The sequence below is a fragment of the Chryseobacterium salviniae genome, from assembly GCF_035819015.1.
GTDB classification, from domain to species: domain Bacteria; phylum Bacteroidota; class Bacteroidia; order Flavobacteriales; family Weeksellaceae; genus Chryseobacterium; species Chryseobacterium salviniae.
On the sequence record NZ_JAYLAA010000018.1, the window covers coordinates 168,358 to 189,118 of the forward strand.

A 20,761-nucleotide genomic window follows, 5' to 3' on the forward strand; every position below is an offset into this window, starting at 1 on the left:
TATTTCAGTCTTTTAAAATACTATTGTTCCTTTGGTAAATATTATTTTATAGTCAAATTCTAACAAGTTTGGAATTTTGGAAGTCGCCCGGTCCGGATAATAAAATCCATTTTTAATCATAGATTGCAGTGCATTATCCAATTCTTTAGGTTGAATATCTTTCAGCAAATAACCATGAGCCCCATTTTTAATCATCATGATAAGACTGAGGTCGTCATTTTTCATACTGAGTGCCATGACATGACAAAAACTTCCGGATGGTTTTCTTTTAACCATTTGGCAGTTTCAAAACCGTTCATGACAGGCATGTTTACGTCCAATAGTACAATGTGCGGAAGATTGCTTTTTGGTTTGAATTTTTCTATAAGTTCGGTTCCATTTTCAACTTCATAAAGGACTTTTTATGAGCCTAATTTGTTTAGAATAGCAGTTAGTGCTTTGGCAATTAAGATATGGTTATTGTCTGTAATTTTTCAATTATTTCTTTTGTGTTTATATTATGATATAGACAAGTATACTCATAAGCTCCATTCTTTTTAGACGAGGATATAAGTAGACATCTGGGTAAAGTAATTCTCATTGGAATTCCTTTTACAAAATGACATGCCATTACAAGTAATTCCCAAATGTTTTGAGTCCCGTGGGGATTGTTAAATTTTGATAACATTCTGGTTTATAGATATAAATAGTTCAAGATTATGTCAGTCCGGATCGCAGAAGTTTTATCAGTTTCTTTAAAAAATTGATCCGGTAGTTCAGCTGGTTAGAATGCCGCCCTGTCACGGCGGAGGTCGCGGGTTCGAGTCCCGTCCGGATCGCAATTAGATATAAAGTCACCAATTTTGGTGACTTTTTTTATTCAGTACAGTTTACGAACAAAGAATGTTCATTATTGCATTTCCCACAGTATACAATATATTCTATTATTGTAATATCGATTTATATTTTATTTAACATAAAATATGTAAGGAAATTATATTTTTTTTACAATTATTATATTTATCATCTATTTTATTATTTTTGAATAATAATAAAACACATGGGTGAAAGAAAATTTCTGGAACTGAAACTTAAAAACCTGATTTCTAAAAGCGGACTCAAACTAATCAACTTCTATTTTAAGGAAATTGAAGGAATTGATATTTATAGTGCAAGGCTGGGAGAAGTATCGCTCTATTATGATGAAAAGAAATATTCCTATAATGAAATCAAAATGATTTTTGAGGAAGAATTTGGCTTCGAAGTTATTCATAATCCAGAATTGCAAATCGTAGAAAAAATAAAAATTGCAGTTATTGAACTTATTTTTTTTGCAAATAATATGAATTCTCTTATCCGAAATTCAGATTATATAAGCCAGAAACTGCAGCTTCCTTACGATAAACTTACCCGGATTTTTTCAGCCATGACGGGAAAAACCTTAGAGCAGTATATCCTTATGGTGAAAATTGAAAAAATTAAAAACCTGCTTTTGCATGAAGAATATACTGTAAGTGAAATTTCTTATATGATGGGGTATAGCACTGTGCAGTATCTCAGCAATCAGTTTAAAAAATCTACCGGTAAAACAATATCCGAATATAAAAAAGACAGAGAACCAAAGCCGGTTCCTTTAGAAGAAATTCTTTAAAGATATTCATACAGATAGCTAAATTCTGTTTTAAAATTCTATAATACTGATTAGAAACTTACTGGTCAGTTTTTTTGTCCCAAATTTTCGTACATCTTTCCCAAAAAAGTATAACATTTTACTTCTTCCTTACTAATAGATTTGTAATATAAAATTTCAGCTATGAATATAAAAAAGAATATTGCCGTTAGCGAAAGCGGGTTTTTATTTAACCCAACTTCAGGAGATTCATTTTCACTCAATACCATTGGAAGTGAAATTATACGTCTGATGAAAGAGCATAAAAAACCTGAAGAAATTATAGAAGCTATTGTTTCTGAATATGAGGTTGACAGTAACACGGTTGAGAAAGACCTTTATGATTTTTTCTCCGTTCTGAAGAATTATAAACTTACAGAAAATGGCAAATAAAAAACCAACGTATCGTATTGCTGTCACCGGGCTGAATGCAATTGACTCCCCGGGGCCGGGTTTTGCCGTGATAAGGAGCCTTAAAGAAGCTGAAACTTTTAATGTCAGAATTATAGGCCTTAGTTATGAATCCCTGGAACCCGTAATATACTTAAGAGACTACGTCGATAAAGTTTACCAGATTCCCTTGCCTACCGCAGGACAGGAAGTGCTGATGGACAGATTGGAATACATCAACTCCATTGAAGATCTGGATTTTTTATTTCCAAATTTTGATGCAGAGCTTTTTAATTTCATCAAATTGGAACAGAAGCTTGATGAAGAACTGGGGATAAAAATGGTACTTCCTTCCCTGGAACAGTTTGAAGCAAGGCACAAAGTAAATTTATACGAATACGGAATCAAATATGGATTGGATGTTCCAAAAGCATCAATGATTTATTCCACTACAGAGATTCCTGCCATTTCAGAAAAAATAGGATATCCCATGGTGGTAAAAGGGAAGTTTTATGATGCTAAAGTAGCTTATAATCTTGATCAGGCGAAAGAAGCATTTGGGAAAATCTCTGCACAATGGGGACTCCCTATTATCATTCAGGAATTTGTACACGGTACGGAACTCAATGTCTGCGGAATTGGAGACGGAGACGGGAATCTCTTGGGAGCAGTACCCATGAGGAAATTATACATTACCGATAAAGGAAAAGCCTGGGCAGGAGTTTCTCTCGATGAAGAAAAGCTTCTTAAAATTACCCGGAATATGGTTAAAAATACCAAATGGAGAGGCCCTTTCGAGCTGGAATTTATAAAATCCCTTGGTGAGGATGATAACGAAACCTATCATCTTTTGGAAATTAACCCCAGGTTTCCGGCCTGGTGTTATCTCACTACAGGATGCGGCCAGAACCAGGCAGAAATACTTGTCAACATGAGAATGAAAAAGAAATATAAAAAAATTTCTGCATATAAAGTCGGAAAAATGTTCATCAGATACTCTTATGATAACATTGTGAACATAGAAGATTTTGAAAAAATAAGCACATTAGGCGAACTGTAATTTATTAAACAAAACAAAATGGAAAAAAAAATATACGAAAGACCAATCATAAAACCTTTGAATACAGGATTAATGAACAAGTTCGGAACAAGAACCGAGTATCTTGCCATGACGCACATAGACGGGGTTGCTGTTAAAGAACTCATTAAAAACTATGGCTCACCTGTGTTTGTATATTCTGAAGCTAAAATAAGAAGTAATTTTCAGAATGCTAAAAGGGCATTTACTACAAGATACCCAAAGGTACAGTTTGCATGGAGCTATAAAACATGCTATCTCAATGCCATCTGTAATATCTACCATCAGGAAGGAAGCTGGGCCGAAGTTGTAAGCCGCTTTGAATACGATAAAGCTCTTAAAAACGGTGTTCCCGGCAATAAAATTATTTTTAACGGTCCCGATAAAACGGCTGAAGATCTCACCCTGGCAATAGATAATGACAGCTTAATCCACATTGATCACTTCGATGAGCTGTATATGCTTACAGAAATTGCCCAGCAAAAAAATGTAAAACCAAGAGTTGCCATCCGTGTTAATATGGATTGTGGTGTATATCCGCTCTGGGATCGCTTCGGATTCAACTACGAAACCGGCCAGGCCTGGGATGCCATTTCAAAAATACTCGTAACAGGAAGTCTCAATCTTGTAGGGTTACATACCCACATAGGAACATACATTATGAGCAGTGCTGCCTATGCTGTTGCTGCAAGCAAAATGGCTGATCTTGCATTAGGTATCAGGAACAAGTTTAATAAAAGTATAGAATACATAGACATGGGAGGCGGTTTTGCTTCAAAAAATACCCTTAAAGGCAGCTACCTTCAGGCTACTGATTACGTTCCGGAAATAAGTGAATATGCCGATGCAATATGTTCTACGCTGCTTACATCTGGTTTTCAGGCCAACGAACTGCCGTATTTATATTTAGAAACAGGACGCGCCCTAATAGATGACGCCGGATATTTGTGCGGAAGCGTTATAGCCAATAAAAGGCTTAGCGACGGGCGAAAAGCTACTATAATGGATTTTGGAGTTAATCTTATGTTTACCTCTTTCTGGTACGATCATAAAATAACTCCGGCGCAGGAGTTTGGCCATCACACAGAGGAAAACGTGCTGTATGGGCCGCTTTGTATGAATATAGATGTTGTAAGGAGCAGTATTATGCTGCCTCCTTTAAAAACCAAAGATAATGTCGTAGTGCATCATGTAGGCGCATATTGTGTGACACAAAGCATGCAGTTTATAGCTTTGCGCCCGAAAGTCGTTTTAATTGATATGGATGATAAAGTGCATATCATCAAAAACAATGAAAGTCTTGAAGATCTGGAAAAAAATGAAATCTCACCCGGATATCTCCTTAAAAGTACACTATAAATATTCTTACCATTGAAACTGTAAGGCTTAGGTAATTTTGTGATAAGCATCCTTTACCGGGCTAATATTAATTTTGCTGACAATTAGGATGAACGCAAAAGCAACCATAAACTATTATTCCCGCTTTTTTCTGGATGGGATTTTATACAGCTATTCACAAATTTTCTTTTGCAATAAAAGATGGTTTGGTTTGTGCCTGCTGATACTCACCCTTATAAATCCTTTTAAAACCTTAATAGGAGTATCCGTTATTGTTTTATCTCTGGCTTTTGGTATACTCTTTAAATTTGATGAATACAAGCTGAGAAACGGAATATACACCTACAATGCACTTTTGGTGGGGCTGGGAATCGCAAGTTTATATGAAGTAACCCTTAAAACCATATTGGTTACCATTTTTTATTCCTTATTAAGCCTTTTTCTGGCAGTAGTATTTTCAAATTTCTTTGGAAAAAGAGGATTGCCATCGCTTACTCTTCCTTTTTTACTCTGTATTTGGATGGTATATTCCAGCCAGGGAGCTTATGGTGAAATAAAATTCAATACCGATATGGAGCACGAACTAATCTTCCTGAAAACGCTCTCAGAAAAATTCACCCAGTTAATAGATATATTATCCTGTAGAGATGTTATACATATCTTACTGAAATCTTTTTCGGCTATCTTTTTTATCTATAACGATCTGGTAGGGTTTTGTATTATCGTGCTGCTTCTGCTGTATTCCAGGATTTCTTTCACCTTGGCAGTTTGGGGATTTTTTATAGGAATTATGTTTTTTAGTTATTTTTTGGGAGATTATAAAATCCTGATATTTGATTACATCAGTTTCAATTTTATATTAATATCAATTTCTCTGGGCGGTTTTTTTATAGTTCCCTCATTAAAGGGATATGTATTACAAATATTTACCGTAAGTCTGTGCTGTATTTTACTGGGGGCATTCAGTCCGTTTTTATATCTCATAAAAATGCCGGTGTACTCATTGCCTTTTGTGGCGGTTGTCTTGGTCGTGCTATCTGCCCTAAAATTGAGACTGAACACGAACGGAATTGAATTGGTGAAAAACCAGCAGTATAAACCCGAACAGAATTTTTACAAAAATTATTACGAAAAACTCCGTTTCAAGGCAATGACTTATTTTCATATTTATCTTCCTGTGATGGGGGAGTGGAATGTAAGTCAGGGAATCAACGGAGGAATTACCCATCTGGACGATTGGAAAAACGCCTGGGATTTTGATGTAAGAAATTATAGAGGATTATCATATTACAATACAGGGACACAGCTTAAAGATTATTTATGCTATGACCTGCCCGTGATAGCCCCTTGTTCAGGATATGTGACGATGCTTCAGGATTACATAGAAGATAATGAAATCGGAAAAATCAATCAGGTAAACAATTGGGGAAATTCAGTAGTCATTAAAGTAGCAGAACAGTTTTATGTACAATTATCCCATTTCAGGGCAGGAAGCTTTAAAGTTTCGCTGGGTGATTATGTAAAGGCAGGGCAATTATTAGGACATTGTGGAAACAGCGGACGTTCACCGGAGCCGCACATACATTTTCAGATGCAGATCACTCCCGATATCGGTTCCAAAACAATACCGTATCCCATAGCGTATTACTTTTCGAGAGACGAAAAAGAAGAATTACATTTCAACAGTTTTTCATATCCAAAAGAAAATGAAAAGGTAAGCAATATTCTTCCGGATTCTTCTCTTCAGGAAGCTTTCGGGTTTCTTCCCAATCATTACATAGAGTGGGAAATAGAGAACCAGGGCAAAAAAGAAAAACAAAAATGGTTTTCAGCTATTGATGCTTTTAACAGATCGTACCTCTATGATGAGGAAAATGATTCGTATGCTTATTACAGAAATGATGGTGTAGTTGTCTACTTTTATGATTTTATAGGCAGCAGAAGCTCCTGTTTATTTAATTTTTACCTGGCCAGTCAAAAAATACTTTTAGGAAACTATAAAAATGTTCAGGTAAAAGACTGGATTATGCCAAGTTACGTTTACCCTTCATCTATACAATGGATTCAGGATTTTCTGGCACCGTTTGTTCAGATATTCAAAGGTAAATATACATCCCTGATCATTAACCCTGAAAAAGGAAATTCCTCTGAAATTCATATCCGGTCATCAATAGAAGGAAAAACATTCGGAGTCTATCATGCCATTCTGCAATGTGAAATAATTATAAAAGACAGGAAAATAAATTCAGTCACAATAGTTAAAAACAATACTAAAACCACAATGAGATGTTTAAGAATTTATGCATAGCAGCTGCACTTTTGCTGGCATCGGCAATGCAGGCACAGGTTTACCCGGTAACCAAAGAAAAGGTTGGTTATCTTGCCGGCTTTTACTACCAACAAAGTAACTGGAACGAGCTTATAAAGCTAAAAGATAATATAATTGCATTAGATGATCCGGAACTTATAGGAAAATTGGGAGTTGCCGAATTTTATAAAAAACAATATGCTTCTTCAGAAAGGCATCTTAAAAAGTACCTAAAAAAATATCCCGATTCACCTTTAGAACGTGAGCTTCTTTTTTATTCAATATTATTTCAGTCTCAGGAGCTGGAAGCCAGAAGAGAACTCTATAAATCCGATGCATCCCTTCAGGAAAAGCTTTTGAAAAATAATCCGCGAAAGCATTTTAAAGAGGTAACCCTTGAAGCAGGAATCCGTGATCTGAAACAAACAGAAATAGGAAATCCTATACAGTATATCTCCGGAGGCACCACACTCGAAATAGGAAAATCCGTTAATGCAAAATTTGTCATAAATTATCTTTCACAGAAAATTTATAGTGGAAAATACACACAGCCTGAAGTTTATTTCAGTTTGCCGGTTGCGCTGGGTGACGGCTGGAAAATAACTCCTGCTATTCATGGGCTGATAAACGATTACAAAACAGATAATGAGCTGTTCACCCTAAAAAACAAACTTTTTTTCACTCAGCTTAATATCCAGAAAAGATATGGCTCCTTCACCATAAAACCGAGCTTTGGGGTGCATTTTAGTAATGATGAGGTAGGCGGAGCCGGTGCAGCTTCTTTAAAAATGGATGAAAATATAATACAGACGGGACTTACACTGGGCTATACTGCAAAGCTTTCATCTGATCTTTATTATAATATTACGCCATCGTATTACCTTCTGAAGAGCAGTAAAAGCACTTCAAACGGAAATAATGACAATGCTTTTAGCATTAATAACAGCTTTTACTTTAAAGATTGGTCTTTTTTCGCTTCTTTTTTACAGAAAAACGGAATCAATCCTTTCGCAGAAAACGAGGGTGAATATTATTTTAACCTGAAGAACGAAATAAAATCAAGATTTTCTTTCTCATTGGGATATGACGTAAGCAGACAGTTAAATCTAATGGGAACATTTCAGCTGGAAGACCAGAGAAATATAATATTCAGTCAGACACTTAATTATCAGTCATATTATTTAACCTTAAAATATAAATTCTAAGAAATGAAAAAAATAGTTGTAACATTACTTATTGCTGTAAGCTTTAATATTTCAGCGCAGAACAGTAAAGTTTTTTCCAGCAGTTACGCCCACGAAAACAAAAAAGAATATGCTGAAGCCATAAAAGATATTGAAGGCATAGACTCCGGAAATAATTATTATTCTAAAGTGCGTTTAGGATGGCTGCACTATCTTAACGGGAACAATGCCAAATCGGTAGAATATTATAAAGCTGCGATAACAATAAAGCCGAAGGCAATAGAACCTCTTTTAGGAATTGCCGGCCCGCTGTATGCCCTTCAAAAATGGACTGAACTAAAAGGCATCTATACCAAAATATTGTCCATAGATCCAAACAATACAACCGCATTATATCGTCTGGCGCTTACCAATTATTATGAAAAAGATTATCCTGCAGCCGAAGCCCAGGCGGCAAAAATCCTTACCATGTATCCTTTTGATTTTGATGCCAATCTTTTAATGGGCGGTATAAAACTGAGTTTAGGTAAAATTTCCGAAGCCAAAGGTTTTTATGAAACTGCGCTGCTCGCAAAACCGGATGATAAAACCGCAATTGAAACGCTGCAAAGTTTAAAATAAACATATTGACAATTGTTAGTAGTTTGTACACTCTTTAGGACCCTTCATTGCAGATGCACGGAAAAAATGCTTCTTTGAAATTCATATCACCTTCAAAGAATTATCTTTTTCTATTATATTTGTCATATCTAAACAGAACAATGATGAAAAATAATGATTCCGGTTTAGCTCCCCAACAGTGGGTAGATGCATTTGCAGACTTTCTTTACAGCTTTGCAATAACCAGAGTAAATTCCAGAGAAGATGCGGAAGATATCGTGCAGGATACCTTTTTGGCAGCTTTTAAAAACGCTGGCAAGTTTGAAGAAAGATCATCCGTGAAAACATGGCTTACCAGCATTCTCAAAAATAAAATCATAGATTATTACAGGAAAAAAAGCCATAACAGCCAAAGCTACGAAGACTACCTTGATGAAACAGAAGCATCATTCGAGAATGCGTTTTTCAATCAGGACAATTATGGCAGATGGAAACAGGATATTAACAAAAACTACCTTTCCGAAAGCACGGATGATTATATTTTAAGCAAAGAATTTTATAAGATTATGGATCTCTGCCTGCAAAAGCTGCCTTCAAAGCTGAAGCCTGTTTTTGTTGCCAAATATATGCTGGATGAAGATGCCGAAAAAATTTGTAAGGATTTTAATATTACTTCGTCTAATTACTGGGTGCTTCTTTTTCGGGCTAAAACACTATTAAGAAGCTGCCTTGAAAAAAATGAAATTACTTTGTAGATTATGGAATTTATCAACAACCTTTTACACAACTGCGAAGAGACCTCTCTTAACATCGTTAAATCCGAAGAAACTTCTTTGTCTGCTTCCGCATGGCTGAAGATGAAATTTCATATTGTCTTTTGCAAATGCTGCAGGAATTTCGGAAAACAGACAAAAGCAATGGATAAAGCATTACAACATCACTTTCATGAAAATATTTCTGAAAAGGAAACAAAAGCTTCTGATGCATTAAAGAATAAGATAAAAGAAAATTTACAAAAGATGTAAAATTTTGTAAGGAATAAAATTTTGTCACGTCTAAGCTTAAAAATAAGAAAAAGCAATGAAAACAAAATTCTTTATTCCGTTTCTGTTATTGATAAGCAGTATACTATTTTCACAAACTTCGAATATTAATCAGGAGAAGGGTATTGCCAACTATGGCTATGATGTAGTTAGTTATTTTTCCGGAAAACCGCAGCAGGGATCAGCAAAAAATGCTGTGAAATATAAGGGAGCAGATTATTACTTCGTTAACGCTGAAAATAAAGCTAAATTTCAGAAAGAACCCGGGAAATACCTTCCCCAATATGGAGGCTATTGTGCTTTTGCAATGGGAGATTATGGCAAAAAAGTAGATGTAAATCCTAAAACGTATAAAATTACTGATGGTAAGCTCTATCTGTTTTACAATAAACTTTTAACCAACACCCTTACAAGTTGGAATAAAGATGAAAAAAATCTTACCATTAAGGCAGATAAAAACTGGAAAAAATTTACTACAAAATAATAAATGATGAAAAAATTATTCTTAATTCTTATAGTTGGCTTTTTTCTTCAAAGCTGCGTTAGAGAAAACACTTCTACAGAAGATTTAATGGAAATGGCACCCGAAAATGCTAAGCTTATTTCCTCCGGCGATTTTATAGGAGGCCCTTACGGAAACAATATCGGAGGTAAAGCAGAGATTTATGAAAAAGACGGTGTTTACACGCTTGCTTTTGATAAAAACTTTTCAGTAAGCAACGGCCCGGATCTTTACGTATATCTAAGCACGGAACAGCAGCCTAATAATTTTATATCGCTGGGAAAACTAAAATCAGTTAATGGAGGGCAGGTATATACCTTCGCAACCAAACCGGATTTGGATAACTATAAATATGCTGTAGTACACTGTCAGCAATACAATCATCTATTCTCATACGCATTACTTCAAAAAAAATAAACATGAAAAAACTTGTAAACTGGGTTATCAGGCTTGTTCCCGTAATCATTATGCTGCAAACCCTCTATTTTAAATTTTCGGCAGCACCGGAATCCGTCTATATTTTCTCAAAAATTGGGATGGAACCTTACGGAAGAATAGGAATCGGTGTTCTGGAACTGATTGCTTCCATTCTCATTTTAATACCGAGAACCACTTCGTACGGAGCTGTTTTAGGGTTGGGGCTTATGCTGGGAGCTATCCAGTTTCATGTAACCGAATTGGGAATTGAGGTGCAGAACGATGGTGGAAAGCTTTTTTATCTGGCGGTAATAGTTGCGGTATTTTGTGTACTTTTAATTGCCATACACCGAAAACAGATTTTTTCTCTTTTTTCTAAAAAATAAAATAACCGTAGCTTTATGATAAAAAGTATTGAAAATAACCTGCAGGAATTATCCCAAATAATAAACCCCCTTTCTGATCATTTGTATACAAAAAAAAGTAAATACTTGTTTGGAAGCTCAATAGGGCAGCACATCAGGCACATCCTTGAAATGTACGAAGTGTTGCTGGCCGGTTATCCCTCAGGAAGGTTTTCGTTTGAAAACAGAAAAAGAAATCAGGCTCTTGAAGAAAATGTGCGAGAAATGCTCTTTACTGTTGAAAGAATTGCTGCCGAAATCAATAAAAAAGACAAGGAGCTATTCTGCGTTCTGCACGATCATGCAAACAATGAGCAGGAACTCAAAACAACCTATTTCCGGGAACTGCTGTATTGTTTTGAACACGGAATCCATCATCAGGCACTAATAAAAGTAGCTCTTAAAGAATTTGAATGGGAAAATATCCCTGAAAACTTCGGGGTTGCGCCTTCAACTGTAAAATTCAGACTTGCATGTGCACAGTAAGCTACTTTAAAACTAAGGATTCAATAATTTTAACCTCCAATCGGGATGAGAAAAAAAGCCGCGAAAAAGCACTATTTCCCAATACTTTGGAGGTGGAAGACCGTTTGCTGTATTTTCCTAAAGATAAAAAAGCATCAGGAACCTGGTTTGCTGCTGATGAAAATGGAAATGCAGCCATTCTTCTGAACGGGGCTTTCCAAAAACATACAAGCAATCCGCCTTATAAAAAAAGCAGGGGAATCGTACTTTTAGATATTGTAAAGGACAAGAATTTTTTGCACGCTTTCCGGGAATATGACTTGTTGGGAATAGAACCTTTTCAGTTATTGGTTTTCTTTAATAAAAAATTAATGAGGCTGCTTTGGGACGGAACCGTTAAACATGAATTTTTCTTAAATGAACATGAAAGCCATCTGTTTTCTTCCAAAACATTGTACAACGACAGTCTTGAAAATAACAGGGAAAAGGATTTCAGGAGATTTCAGCTGAATAGAAATATAGAATCCGGGGAAATACTTAATTTCCATAAAAAGCATCAGATAGAAAAAGAACCCGAAATAGATGTATCAATAAAAGAAATATTTCTTACCGTAAGTATCACACAGCTTATTATTAAACAAGATCAGATTCATTTTGCATATCACGATCTTACAGAAAACACAATACAACATACAAAAATTGAAAAAAGAAGTTTTGTTTAAATTACGTTACAAATGGTACCGGTTGACACACTGGGAATTCTGGCCTATGTGGGCGGTCTATTTCCCGTGTATTTTCTATTACTTTTGGATCAGCCTGAAATCACGGTCTTTCGGTTTCTTTAAAGCGGTAAATCCTGCCATTGCTCATGGCGGAATGACGCTGGAAGATAAAAATTTTGTCAACCGGCTTTTACCCCAGGATTACAGGGCAAAATCTTTTCTTTTGAAGTGCAAGAAAAAGCCGGACGAAATTGAAAATATCATCAGGGAAAACGGTCTGAAATATCCTGTTATTTTAAAGCCGAATAATGGCTGCAGAGGCAGGAATGTGGAATTGATAAGAAACCGGGAAAGTCTGAAGATGTATCTTGAAAATAACGGAAATGAAGACCTGCTTTTAGAAGAATATATCAGTTTACCAAATGAAATCGGAGTCTTCTACATCAGGTTTCCTAATGACAAAAAAGGTTTCATCAGCGGAATTGTTGAAAAGAAAGGCATTACGGTTACGGGAAATGGGCAACAGACTCTGGGTGAACTTATACAGTACGATCTTAGGTATCACTCGTTTTATCCGAAAATTTTTCACAATGGCGGATACAATATAAATTATATTCCCGATTCAAATGAAAAAATACTCTTAAGCAGCATAGGGAATCATGCAAGGGGGGCTACATTTTATGATGTTTCAGATAAAATTTCCACAAAACTTACCGATGTATTTAATGAAATATGTTCTTCCGTAAATGGCTTTTATTACGGAAGATTTGATGTAAAATTTAATACCTGGGAAGAACTTGAAAACGGAGAAAATCTTAAAATTATTGAATTAAATGGTGCCGCATCAGAACCTACTTTTATCTACGATCCGGCGCACTCGTATTTTTTTGCCGTTAAAGAAATCATGAAGCACTGGAGTTTCATGTACCAAATAGCAAAGCTTAATAAGAAAAAAGGCCATCACTTTACAAGCAATGAAGAATGCTGGAAAATCCTTAAAGAATTTAATCCCTTCCTTACATCGTCAAGAGTTTAAAATGATTTTGAATATTTTATAAGCAGGCACCGTATTTTTACGGTATTTTAAATTCCGATTTTTATTATTAAAATTTAGGTCTGATATTTGTACTGGATAGCAAAACGATTCGGGTACTTTTATTTATGAAAAACATATTGAAAAAAAAATCATTTCTTTTCTTATTACTTATAGCTTTAGCGGTGGTTTCCTGCAAAAAGGAAATTGAAAAAATCAACGACAAAATCAGTGATGCGTCTTCATCCGCATCCGAAGATTCTGAGAAAAAAGATTCTCTGTCTGGAAAAAAAGATTCTGTTGTTCAGAAGCCATCATTACCTCCTGCCATGCAGGAATATGGTTTTTATAATGCCTATATCTTTCCTAAAGATAAAAAAGTGAGAGATTCTCTTTTCGCTTTATTCAATAAAAAATTTACGGAAAAAGAGCGATATGCCATTCTCGCTTTAAACAGGCTTGATTCCAAAAACAAATGGAATGCAGATACATTGGTAGTTCCTGCTAAGATAGATACCACGTTGATGGAATATTCTCCTTTTCCTATGCAGCTGGATGTGTTAAGTCCGGTGAAAAAAATTGTTGTCTTTTCTTACCCGATTCAGGCTTACGGTGTTTATTCCAACGGAAGCCTTGTAAAGTGGGGCCCGACGAGCATGGGTAAAAAATCGGCTAAAACAAAAACAGGGCTCACTTTTGCCAACTGGAAGAAAAAGCTGGCGATTTCTACAGTAGACAGCGAGTGGAAGCTTCCATATAATTTTAATATTTTTAATCTGGACGGAATCGGTTGGCATCAGTATGATCTTCCGGGATATCCGGCCTCACATTCCTGTCTGCGATTATTAATGAATGATGCAAAATGGCTGTACAGCTTTGCAGATACATGGGTGTTAAATCCGGGAGGGGCAACTACAAAAGCGAAAGGAACCGCAGTTCTTGTATATGGAGACTATCCTTGGGGGAAACGTAAACCATGGCGAAAACTGCTTAATGACCCAAATTCCAATAATATTTCTGTTGAAGAAATGACAAAAATGATCGAGCCTAATATTGAAAAAATACTGAAAGAACAGGAAAACAGGGAAAAAGTGGTAGATTCTATCAACGCGGCAAAGGCCGTTCTGGAGCAGATGCCTCAGACAGCAAAAACCCTGGAGCCCTAATCCTTTTTTTCAAACTGCAGCGTAGATTCTTCTACAAATTTACGAAGCTTAAGCATCTCGCCTTTAGCCTTATGCTGCCCGAATCTTGCTGCTGCATAAGTAATGGCGATCAATAAAAGCATTACAAACGAAGCATTCAGTGCCCATGGAAAATCGTGGCTGTTGATCTGCTTTTCTACGTAATACATGGAGAAAAACACCATCCAGAGAATAGAAAAAGAAAAATAAAGAAACATAAAAAACGTCCACACCGCAGAACTGGGCCCGAAAATACCACGTATTGCAGTTTGCTCGTCTTCAATTTCTACCCGTAAAGCTAACGTGGGTTTCCAATAGCCTTCATCTTCAGTTTTTACGCAAATAGTAGCTACTTCTTTATTGATGTTTCCTGAAAACTCATCATTATGTTCCGCAAGATATTTTTTAAGATTTTCGGCATACTCTTCTTTGGTAAGATTGGTAAACATTTTAAAACGGGGCCTGGTTCTTATTTTGTCTATGGTTGTTTCTTCTGTTTTCATATTATTCTTGGTAAGGTATTGGATCTTCTAAGGTAAAACGCAGCAACATCTCTTTACTTTTTCTCTGAATAAGCATTTCTATTGTTCGGCCTTCCTCAGATTTCATAAGTTCTAAAATTTTCTGCAAGGTCATATCTGCAGTTTTCCTGCCATTAATGCTGATGAGCCGGTCGTCTTTCTGTAAACCTGCTTTTGCCCCCGGAGAATCTTTCCGTACACCGGCAATGGAGAAAATGGGTTTCAGAGTAAAATTATATTGCAGGCTGCTGTTGAATACTTCGTTGCTTGCTGAGACCTGAAGCTGCTTTTTTGTGGGCAAATTTACCACATCTTTTGTCCATTCCATTCCATCCTGCCTGAAATCCAGTCCGCTCATATTGAAATGAAAAGGATCATCAAAATTCCGGTTTTTTTTAAGGAATATTTTTTCACCGGAGTAGTCGAAAGCTACGGTAAAACGTCTCATAATATCCCCGCCAATTGAGCCCTTTCTGTTTTCAACAAGATTAACGTGCTGGATCGAATATTCATCGGGCATTGCCGTAAGCGGTTTTTCAAACTTAAAATCGCCTAAGTAAAAATTATGAATCCGGCTTCTTTTTCCGTAAATATCACCATTAAACCCTCTTCCTAAAAAATCATCAATATTAGGGCGGTTGTATACAAAATCTTTTATAAGTTTCGGGAAGAGCCATATCGGATCGCTGTTTCCGAGGTCAATCAGTAACTTAGAGTTTTTTCTTTCCCTGGTCATTTCCACATCAGCAAAAATATAAGGTTTATTTTTTTCAATACTTATATCAAGTTCACTGAAATTTTTCACTTTTTTCCTGAACAGCTGTTTATCGTTATAAATGGTAATCTTTTTAGACATATAATCAATTACGACTGGATGATTTTTGAAAAAGTGGTAGCCGATTATTCCGTTCACGGGAATTCCTACATGGGAAGAAATATTAAAATCCTGATCCATAATAATAAATACCGTCATGGAATCATTCACAAAATTCTTTCCGATTTTCCCAGTATTGTTTTCCGACCGGAATCCGTCGATACTTCTGTCACCGCCTAATCCTGAAAATTTTATTTTTTCAATGTTAACGAGCTTTAATTCCTTATTTTCCAGGCTGAAGATAGAGGTTTCAGCAACTCCTGTATCCAGCAGAAATGTGAGTTCTGCACCATTAATATTGATGGGAATGAATATAAGATTGTTGATAAATTTAAAAGGAATAACGGCCTTCTTCGTATCCCGGAGTTCAAAAGAGTTCTGGGCATTAATAGAAATACCAAAGAAAAAAATCCAGAAAAAAAACATCATTTTCATATAATGAATTTAATGATTTTATCCGAATATTAATAAAAAAAAAGCATTCTTAATACAAGAACGCCTGAATATTTTTTAAACAATCAAAAAAATGTTTGAATGAATCTATATTTATTTTGAGAAGAAATCCATGAGATCCATATAATTTTTTTGGTTCACACCGTGACCGCTCATATATTCCCTGAATGTAAAATAGCATCCGAGATCATACAGCAGATCGGCTGCTTTTCTTCCCCAATCAAGCGGAATAATAGCGTCGTCGGTACCATGAGAAATAAAAAAGCGCAGCCTTTCCAGTTTTTTCTTGTCTTTCACAATATTATCAAGTAATTTTTCTTCCGGATAACTGCTTAAGCATGCTATCAGATTAAACATTTCAGGATATTTTAAAGCTAGCGCATAGCAAAGAATTCCGCCCTGGCTGAAACCACAGAGATGCGTTTTCCCATTTGTAATGCCATAACGATTGATGATCTTAAGGATGCTTTCCAAAATGCTGTTTAAAGATTCTGTTGCCTGCTGAACATCTACAAAACGCTCCGGATTGCTAAAATCGATATCGTACCAGGAGTATCCCTCAAATTGTGTTGCTTTAGGAGCTCTGAAACTCACGATGATCCAGTCGGCGGGAAGAGTTTCCCTGAAGCTGAAAAGATCCTGCTCATTGCTTCCGTATCCATGAAACATAAAAAGGATGGTTGTTTCAGAAGTAATATGTTCCGGTTCTCTTACAATATAATCTAAATTCATTAGGCAAAGATAATTATAAAGGTTTAATGATCATTTCATAAAGTAAAAATGAGACCATATTCAATGAAGTGACAAACTGTCTTTATATTGTCAATAAGATTTATTAAATCGATATTTTTTAGAAATTTTTATTGGAAAATTTTCATGAAACCTATTTTTATATTGATAAAAAACCTATATTTGAAGCATTAAAAATCTATTTGGAAAGATGAAGCAATTTTACAAATCAAAAAGTTTACTAAAGCTTTCTTTTTTATTCGCCGTATTATTTTCGGTAATTTCTGTCCTCAATTCTTGTAATGATGATGACGATGACGAGGAATTCACAGATCACATTGTTAAGTTTGAAGCAAAAATAATTACCAACGGACCTACGCCGCCTCCCAGTCCTCCTGTAACAGGAAACTTTAAAGCTGTCGTTACCCAGATAGGAACAAGCCCAAGTACTACCTTTAACCCTACAGGAACAACATGGTCAACCGGAGATCAGTTTGTAAGCTCCAGCCAGTCTCAGCTGAATCTTGCTGCCAATGCTGTTCTTCCGTATGCAGATTCAGAATTAATCGTGAATATTTACGTTGACGGAGAACTGGCCAAAACCAGTAAAGTAGTAGGATCCGGAGAGAAAAACACTTCTACCTATTATAGCTTCTTGGAATTATAAGAATACAACTTAAATAACATACAGACTGCTTAGGTAGTCTTTTTTTATGATAATCCTGAATTAATAAGGATATAAAAAATTCGGAGGCGCGGGATTGAAAATCCCGCGCCCCCGAATTTTATGAAAAAACAAAACAACAAATTAAATCGCTTTTACGATAAACTGATTTCTTTTACCTTTTTGTAGTAAAATGAATTTACCATCTACAAAATCGTTTTCACTAATAGAAAAAGAAGCATTTACTTTTTGTTTGTTTACAGAAATTGAGTTTCCTTTCAATTCTCTCTGAGCTTCACTTTTAGATTTTAAGAAATTTGATTGAGACAGTAAATCAACAATATTTAAGCCTATAATATTACTTTTTTCCATTTCCGCATTAGGAATTCCGTCAAAAATTTCTTCAAAAATTTGCTCATTCATATCATCCATCCCTTTACTGAACAAAATTTCAGAAGCCCTCAGTGCTTTTTCATATTCTTCTCTTCCGTGAACCCAAACCGTAATTTCTTCAGCCAGTTTTTTCTGAAGCTTTTTCTCATGTTCTGCCGTTTTATGTTCTTCAATGAGATTTTCAATCTCCTCTTTTCCTAAGAATGTATAGAATTTGATGAATCTTTCGGCATCATCATCCGTTGCATTCAGCCAGAACTGGTAGAATTTATAAGGTGAAGTTTTCTTTTTATCAAGCCAGTAATTTTCTCCGCTTTCAGATTTACCGAATTTTGAGCCGTCGGCTTTTGTGATGAGAGGAACTGTTAATGCAAATGCTTCGCCTTGTGCCTTTCTACGGATCAGTTCTGTTCCGGTGGTGATATTTCCCCACTGGTCAGAACCTCCCATCTGAAGTTTTACATTATTATTCTGGTACAAATGCAGAAAATCATATCCCTGAATTAATTGGTAAGTAAATTCCGTAAAGCTCATTCCATCTGCTCCGGCTTCACCCGAAAACCTTTTTTTCACGGAATCTTTGGCCATCATATAATTAACCGTAATATTTTTCCCTACATTTTTTGCAAAATCAAGAAAAGAAATATTTTTCATCCAGTCGTAATTGTTCACAAGTTCCGCTTTGTTCGGCTCATTTCCTGAAAAGTCAAGAAACCTTGAAAGCTGGTTTTTCAGGCAGTCTACATAATGAAGAAGCGTTTCTTCATCCAAAAGATTTCTTTCGGCAGATTTTCCCGACGGGTCTCCGATCATTCCTGTAGCACCTCCAACCAAAGCGATCGGCTTATGGCCGTGCTGCTGAAAGTGGGCAAGAATTTTTATCTGAATAAGACTTCCAATATGTAAAGAATCTGCAGTTGGATCAAAACCGATATAGGCTGTAGTCATTTCCTTATTCAGCTGTTCATCCGTTCCGGGCATCATATCTGCAAAAAGACCGCGCCATTTCAATTCTTCAATAAAAGAGTTCATTATTTTTAACTTTAAAATTTAGCTGCAAAGATAATAAATTCACAAGTAATAGGATTTGAAAAGCCAAGTAACCGTTTTTATTAATTTGAAGGAAGGTTTCAATTTTTATTGATAAGATTTCTTAAAAATATAATTTCTTTTTCTAAATGCTCAATTTGTTGTTGATAAGATTGTCTCTCGTTCTCAAATGAAGATTCGGCATTATAAACTGTACTATAATTGTTACCAGAGTTACCTGAAATTGTACAATTAGTAAAAACTTGCTTCTCATCAAAAGTTAAAACATCCAAAGGATCCATTTCAAAAATACCTGACAATTTTTCAAGACGATCAAGGTCTAATTTTGTCTTATCATTTTCTATGTCTGAATAAGCTCTTTGCGAGATGAAAAGTTTTTTTGCAACTTCCGCTTGCGAAAGTCCTTTAAGTTCACGAATACGTTTTATTTTATGTCCAACTTGCATATAAGTTCTTTAAAACAAATATAAGGATGTTGAACTAAATATTCTACATTTTGAGATATTTTCACTATACTTTGAAGATATAATTCTGTAATTTCAATTGTTATTAAATAACATTTTTTTATTTTCGTATAAACAAATATTTCTAACTAATAATAACAATTATGAAAAAATTATTTATCTCTGGAGCTTTAATATTTGGAAGTTTTGTAAGCGCCATGCCTTTTAGAACTACATGTAATATAGTATTTAATATTAGTGATAGTTACGTTCAGAATGCAACACCTCAAGCTTTGGAACACACTCTTAATCAATTAAATTTTAACGCTTGTGGAGAATTTCCTCGCAGTTTTACTTATTATAGATCATAAGCATTTTTATTAAAATTAATTTTGGCTATTCAGGTTTATTCTGGATAGCCTAACTTATATTATGAATAAAAAAATATTATTTTTAGTATTTAATCTTTTGATTTTTTCAATAAAAGCCCAAAAAAGTTTTTCTTCAGAATATGAAGCAGGATATACTTTAGATTATAAAAAAAGTAATTTACCAAATGCAAAAAGTGAGTTGACAACTTTTATTCTAATGATGAATAAAAAAGAATCTTATTTTAAGAGCATGAATGTATATGTTGCGGATTCTTTAAAATACTATAAAAAAATTAAAGAAACCGGAAATGCTGTTTTAGATTTTAAAACTTTTTCTAGATTTTCCGCAGAATATCCTGAAAATATCGGAATTACTATAGGGAAAATATATGTAACAACCCCAATTACTCAGGCTTATGTTTCATATGAAGAACCCAACAATATAGAATGGACTTTAATTAATGAATTTAAAAAAATAGGTAATGCAAATTGTCAGAAAGCAATTACAAAAAAATATGGAAGAAACTGGATAGCTTATTTCAATCCAAATATTCCACTATCTTTTGGTCCGTATAAATTCAATAAGCTTCCGGGTTTAATTGTTGAACTATATGATGACAAAAAAGATTTTCATTACAAATTATATTTATTCAAAAAAAGAAAATATGTTTGTCCATTTGCCAATTCATATAAAAATATAAAACCTGCAAAAAAAGAACATGTCTATCAATGGAAAAAAGAAGCTTTTCTTAATACCGATTTCTCTGATGTTTTGGATAATGCAGATGCTGAAACAATAAGAAAACTTAATCGAAATTCTAGGAAACTTTATGATCAATATAATCCTATAGAACTTAACCCAAATTAAATTATCTGCTATTTAACTCTTGTTAGCCAAGAGTTTTTTATTATGATATTTCTACAGCATTGTCAAAAATAATTATATT

At 34.9% G+C, this 20,761-nt stretch carries 26 protein-coding genes and 1 tRNA gene; 20 read left to right on the forward strand and 7 right to left on the reverse strand.

Annotated elements, in window-relative coordinates; genetic code table 11:
- Positions 1-12: 12 nt before the first annotated feature.
- Positions 13-276, reverse strand: a complete 264-nt coding sequence (locus tag SOP96_RS04635; RefSeq protein ID WP_326319878.1) for a hypothetical protein — start codon at positions 274-276, stop codon at positions 13-15.
- Entirely contained in the window at positions 222-365 is a 144-nt protein-coding gene (locus SOP96_RS19980; protein WP_411911976.1) for a response regulator transcription factor, read from the reverse strand. The genes SOP96_RS04635 and SOP96_RS19980 overlap by 55 nt, the downstream gene beginning before the upstream one ends.
- Positions 366-744: 379 nt before the next feature.
- Between SOP96_RS19980 and SOP96_RS04640 the strand changes: the two genes are divergently transcribed.
- The 17 genes from SOP96_RS04640 (at position 745) to SOP96_RS04720 (ending at position 14,298) form a co-directional block, all read left to right on the forward strand.
- Positions 745-818, forward strand: a tRNA-Asp gene (locus SOP96_RS04640).
- Between the two features lie 221 nt (positions 819-1,039).
- Positions 1,040-1,630 carry a helix-turn-helix domain-containing protein gene (locus tag SOP96_RS04645; RefSeq protein ID WP_326319879.1) on the forward strand — a complete coding sequence of 197 codons (591 nt, stop codon included), beginning with the start codon at positions 1,040-1,042 and terminating at the stop codon, positions 1,628-1,630.
- Positions 1,631-1,792: 162 nt separating this feature from the next.
- Positions 1,793-2,041 (forward strand): PqqD family protein, encoded by a 249-nt coding sequence (locus SOP96_RS04650; protein ID WP_288243228.1) that lies wholly within the window; start codon positions 1,793-1,795, stop codon positions 2,039-2,041.
- Positions 2,031-3,098, forward strand: a complete 1,068-nt coding sequence (locus tag SOP96_RS04655; protein ID WP_326319880.1) for an ATP-grasp domain-containing protein — start codon at positions 2,031-2,033, stop codon at positions 3,096-3,098. Before SOP96_RS04650 ends, SOP96_RS04655 begins: the two co-directional genes overlap by 11 nt.
- Before the next feature lie 18 nt (positions 3,099-3,116).
- Entirely contained in the window at positions 3,117-4,475 is a 1,359-nt protein-coding gene (locus SOP96_RS04660) for an alanine racemase (protein WP_326319881.1), read from the forward strand.
- Between the two features lie 88 nt (positions 4,476-4,563).
- Positions 4,564-6,762, forward strand: a complete 2,199-nt coding sequence (locus SOP96_RS04665; RefSeq protein ID WP_326319882.1) for an urea transporter — start codon at positions 4,564-4,566, stop codon at positions 6,760-6,762.
- Entirely contained in the window at positions 6,741-7,967 is a 1,227-nt protein-coding gene (locus tag SOP96_RS04670; protein ID WP_326319883.1) for a tetratricopeptide repeat protein, read from the forward strand. The genes SOP96_RS04665 and SOP96_RS04670 overlap by 22 nt, the downstream gene beginning before the upstream one ends.
- Positions 7,968-7,970: 3 nt before the next feature.
- Positions 7,971-8,567: a tetratricopeptide repeat protein gene (locus SOP96_RS04675; RefSeq protein WP_326319884.1), complete on the forward strand. Its 597-nt coding sequence runs from the start codon at positions 7,971-7,973 to the stop codon at positions 8,565-8,567.
- A gap of 140 nt (positions 8,568-8,707) precedes the next feature.
- A complete protein-coding gene (locus tag SOP96_RS04680; RefSeq protein WP_326319885.1) occupies positions 8,708-9,301 on the forward strand; it encodes a sigma-70 family RNA polymerase sigma factor in 594 nt (197 codons plus the stop codon).
- Positions 9,302-9,304: 3 nt separating this feature from the next.
- Positions 9,305-9,571 carry a hypothetical protein gene (locus tag SOP96_RS04685; RefSeq protein ID WP_326319886.1) on the forward strand — a complete coding sequence of 89 codons (267 nt, stop codon included), beginning with the start codon at positions 9,305-9,307 and terminating at the stop codon, positions 9,569-9,571.
- A gap of 55 nt (positions 9,572-9,626) precedes the next feature.
- Entirely contained in the window at positions 9,627-10,073 is a 447-nt protein-coding gene (locus SOP96_RS04690; RefSeq protein WP_326319887.1) for a YHS domain-containing (seleno)protein, read from the forward strand.
- A gap of 6 nt (positions 10,074-10,079) precedes the next feature.
- Positions 10,080-10,508 (forward strand): DM13 domain-containing protein, encoded by a 429-nt coding sequence (locus tag SOP96_RS04695; protein WP_326319888.1) that lies wholly within the window; start codon positions 10,080-10,082, stop codon positions 10,506-10,508.
- 2 nt (positions 10,509-10,510) lie between these two features.
- Positions 10,511-10,894, forward strand: coding sequence for a DoxX family protein (locus tag SOP96_RS04700; protein WP_326319889.1), 384 nt, complete (start codon positions 10,511-10,513; stop codon positions 10,892-10,894).
- Positions 10,895-10,909: 15 nt separating this feature from the next.
- On the forward strand, positions 10,910-11,398 hold the full coding sequence (locus tag SOP96_RS04705; RefSeq protein ID WP_326319890.1) for a DinB family protein: 489 nt from the start codon (positions 10,910-10,912) through the stop codon (positions 11,396-11,398).
- Positions 11,386-12,099, forward strand: coding sequence for an NRDE family protein (locus SOP96_RS04710; protein WP_326319891.1), 714 nt, complete (start codon positions 11,386-11,388; stop codon positions 12,097-12,099). Before SOP96_RS04705 ends, SOP96_RS04710 begins: the two co-directional genes overlap by 13 nt.
- Positions 12,077-13,135, forward strand: coding sequence for an ATP-grasp domain-containing protein (locus tag SOP96_RS04715; protein WP_326319892.1), 1,059 nt, complete (start codon positions 12,077-12,079; stop codon positions 13,133-13,135). The genes SOP96_RS04710 and SOP96_RS04715 overlap by 23 nt, the downstream gene beginning before the upstream one ends.
- Positions 13,136-13,272: 137 nt before the next feature.
- Positions 13,273-14,298: a L,D-transpeptidase gene (locus SOP96_RS04720; protein ID WP_326319893.1), complete on the forward strand. Its 1,026-nt coding sequence runs from the start codon at positions 13,273-13,275 to the stop codon at positions 14,296-14,298.
- Here the strand turns inward: SOP96_RS04720 and SOP96_RS04725 are convergent.
- The 3 genes from SOP96_RS04725 to SOP96_RS04735 form a co-directional block, all read right to left on the reverse strand.
- Positions 14,295-14,819 (reverse strand): hypothetical protein, encoded by a 525-nt coding sequence (locus tag SOP96_RS04725; RefSeq protein WP_326319894.1) that lies wholly within the window; start codon positions 14,817-14,819, stop codon positions 14,295-14,297. The genes SOP96_RS04720 and SOP96_RS04725 overlap by 4 nt on opposite strands.
- Position 14,820: 1 nt before the next feature.
- Positions 14,821-16,146, reverse strand: a complete 1,326-nt coding sequence (locus SOP96_RS04730; RefSeq protein ID WP_326319895.1) for a PDZ domain-containing protein — start codon at positions 16,144-16,146, stop codon at positions 14,821-14,823.
- 111 nt (positions 16,147-16,257) lie between these two features.
- Positions 16,258-16,896, reverse strand: coding sequence for an alpha/beta hydrolase (locus SOP96_RS04735; protein WP_326319896.1), 639 nt, complete (start codon positions 16,894-16,896; stop codon positions 16,258-16,260).
- A gap of 208 nt (positions 16,897-17,104) precedes the next feature.
- Here SOP96_RS04735 and SOP96_RS04740 point away from each other — a divergent pair, with 208 nt between their 5' ends.
- Positions 17,105-17,560, forward strand: coding sequence for a hypothetical protein (locus SOP96_RS04740; RefSeq protein WP_326319897.1), 456 nt, complete (start codon positions 17,105-17,107; stop codon positions 17,558-17,560).
- A gap of 141 nt (positions 17,561-17,701) precedes the next feature.
- Here the strand turns inward: SOP96_RS04740 and tyrS are convergent, their stop codons facing one another.
- Together tyrS and SOP96_RS04750 are read right to left on the reverse strand one after the other, a co-directional pair.
- Positions 17,702-18,982 carry a tyrosine--tRNA ligase gene (tyrS, locus tag SOP96_RS04745; protein ID WP_326319898.1) on the reverse strand — a complete coding sequence of 427 codons (1,281 nt, stop codon included), beginning with the start codon at positions 18,980-18,982 and terminating at the stop codon, positions 17,702-17,704.
- A 98-nt stretch (positions 18,983-19,080) separates the two neighbouring features.
- The gene (locus SOP96_RS04750; RefSeq protein WP_326319899.1) at positions 19,081-19,446 is read right to left on the reverse strand and encodes a helix-turn-helix domain-containing protein; all 366 of its coding nucleotides are present in this window, start codon (positions 19,444-19,446) and stop codon (positions 19,081-19,083) included.
- Positions 19,447-19,607: 161 nt separating this feature from the next.
- On the opposite strand from SOP96_RS04750, the gene SOP96_RS04755 reads away from it, so the two are divergent.
- Together SOP96_RS04755 and SOP96_RS04760 are read left to right on the forward strand one after the other, a co-directional pair.
- Positions 19,608-19,814 carry a hypothetical protein gene (locus tag SOP96_RS04755; RefSeq protein ID WP_326319900.1) on the forward strand — a complete coding sequence of 69 codons (207 nt, stop codon included), beginning with the start codon at positions 19,608-19,610 and terminating at the stop codon, positions 19,812-19,814.
- Between the two features lie 61 nt (positions 19,815-19,875).
- Complete coding sequence (locus tag SOP96_RS04760) at positions 19,876-20,682, forward strand: GLPGLI family protein (RefSeq protein WP_326319901.1); 807 nt, start codon at positions 19,876-19,878, stop codon at positions 20,680-20,682.
- The last annotated feature ends 79 nt before the right edge of the window (positions 20,683-20,761 follow it).

Coding starts and splice junctions, on each gene's coding strand:
- SOP96_RS04635 (WP_326319878.1), bottom strand. CDS start 276: ATGGTTAAAAGAAAACCATCCGGAAGTTTTTGTCATGTCATGGCACTC.
- SOP96_RS04645 (WP_326319879.1), top strand. CDS start 1,040: ATGGGTGAAAGAAAATTTCTGGAACTGAAACTTAAAAACCTGATTTCT.
- SOP96_RS04650 (WP_288243228.1), top strand. CDS start 1,793: ATGAATATAAAAAAGAATATTGCCGTTAGCGAAAGCGGGTTTTTATTT.
- SOP96_RS04655 (WP_326319880.1), top strand. CDS start 2,031: ATGGCAAATAAAAAACCAACGTATCGTATTGCTGTCACCGGGCTGAAT.
- SOP96_RS04660 (WP_326319881.1), top strand. CDS start 3,117: ATGGAAAAAAAAATATACGAAAGACCAATCATAAAACCTTTGAATACA.
- SOP96_RS04665 (WP_326319882.1), top strand. CDS start 4,564: ATGAACGCAAAAGCAACCATAAACTATTATTCCCGCTTTTTTCTGGAT.
- SOP96_RS04670 (WP_326319883.1), top strand. CDS start 6,741: ATGTTTAAGAATTTATGCATAGCAGCTGCACTTTTGCTGGCATCGGCA.
- SOP96_RS04675 (WP_326319884.1), top strand. CDS start 7,971: ATGAAAAAAATAGTTGTAACATTACTTATTGCTGTAAGCTTTAATATT.
- SOP96_RS04680 (WP_326319885.1), top strand. CDS start 8,708: ATGATGAAAAATAATGATTCCGGTTTAGCTCCCCAACAGTGGGTAGAT.
- SOP96_RS04685 (WP_326319886.1), top strand. CDS start 9,305: ATGGAATTTATCAACAACCTTTTACACAACTGCGAAGAGACCTCTCTT.
- SOP96_RS04690 (WP_326319887.1), top strand. CDS start 9,627: ATGAAAACAAAATTCTTTATTCCGTTTCTGTTATTGATAAGCAGTATA.
- SOP96_RS04695 (WP_326319888.1), top strand. CDS start 10,080: ATGAAAAAATTATTCTTAATTCTTATAGTTGGCTTTTTTCTTCAAAGC.
- SOP96_RS04700 (WP_326319889.1), top strand. CDS start 10,511: ATGAAAAAACTTGTAAACTGGGTTATCAGGCTTGTTCCCGTAATCATT.
- SOP96_RS04705 (WP_326319890.1), top strand. CDS start 10,910: ATGATAAAAAGTATTGAAAATAACCTGCAGGAATTATCCCAAATAATA.
- SOP96_RS04710 (WP_326319891.1), top strand. CDS start 11,386: ATGTGCACAGTAAGCTACTTTAAAACTAAGGATTCAATAATTTTAACC.
- SOP96_RS04725 (WP_326319894.1), bottom strand. CDS start 14,819: ATGAAAACAGAAGAAACAACCATAGACAAAATAAGAACCAGGCCCCGT.
- SOP96_RS04730 (WP_326319895.1), bottom strand. CDS start 16,146: ATGAAAATGATGTTTTTTTTCTGGATTTTTTTCTTTGGTATTTCTATT.
- SOP96_RS04735 (WP_326319896.1), bottom strand. CDS start 16,896: ATGAATTTAGATTATATTGTAAGAGAACCGGAACATATTACTTCTGAA.
- SOP96_RS04740 (WP_326319897.1), top strand. CDS start 17,105: ATGAAGCAATTTTACAAATCAAAAAGTTTACTAAAGCTTTCTTTTTTA.
- tyrS (WP_326319898.1), bottom strand. CDS start 18,982: ATGAACTCTTTTATTGAAGAATTGAAATGGCGCGGTCTTTTTGCAGAT.
- SOP96_RS04750 (WP_326319899.1), bottom strand. CDS start 19,446: ATGCAAGTTGGACATAAAATAAAACGTATTCGTGAACTTAAAGGACTT.
- SOP96_RS04755 (WP_326319900.1), top strand. CDS start 19,608: ATGAAAAAATTATTTATCTCTGGAGCTTTAATATTTGGAAGTTTTGTA.
- SOP96_RS04760 (WP_326319901.1), top strand. CDS start 19,876: ATGAATAAAAAAATATTATTTTTAGTATTTAATCTTTTGATTTTTTCA.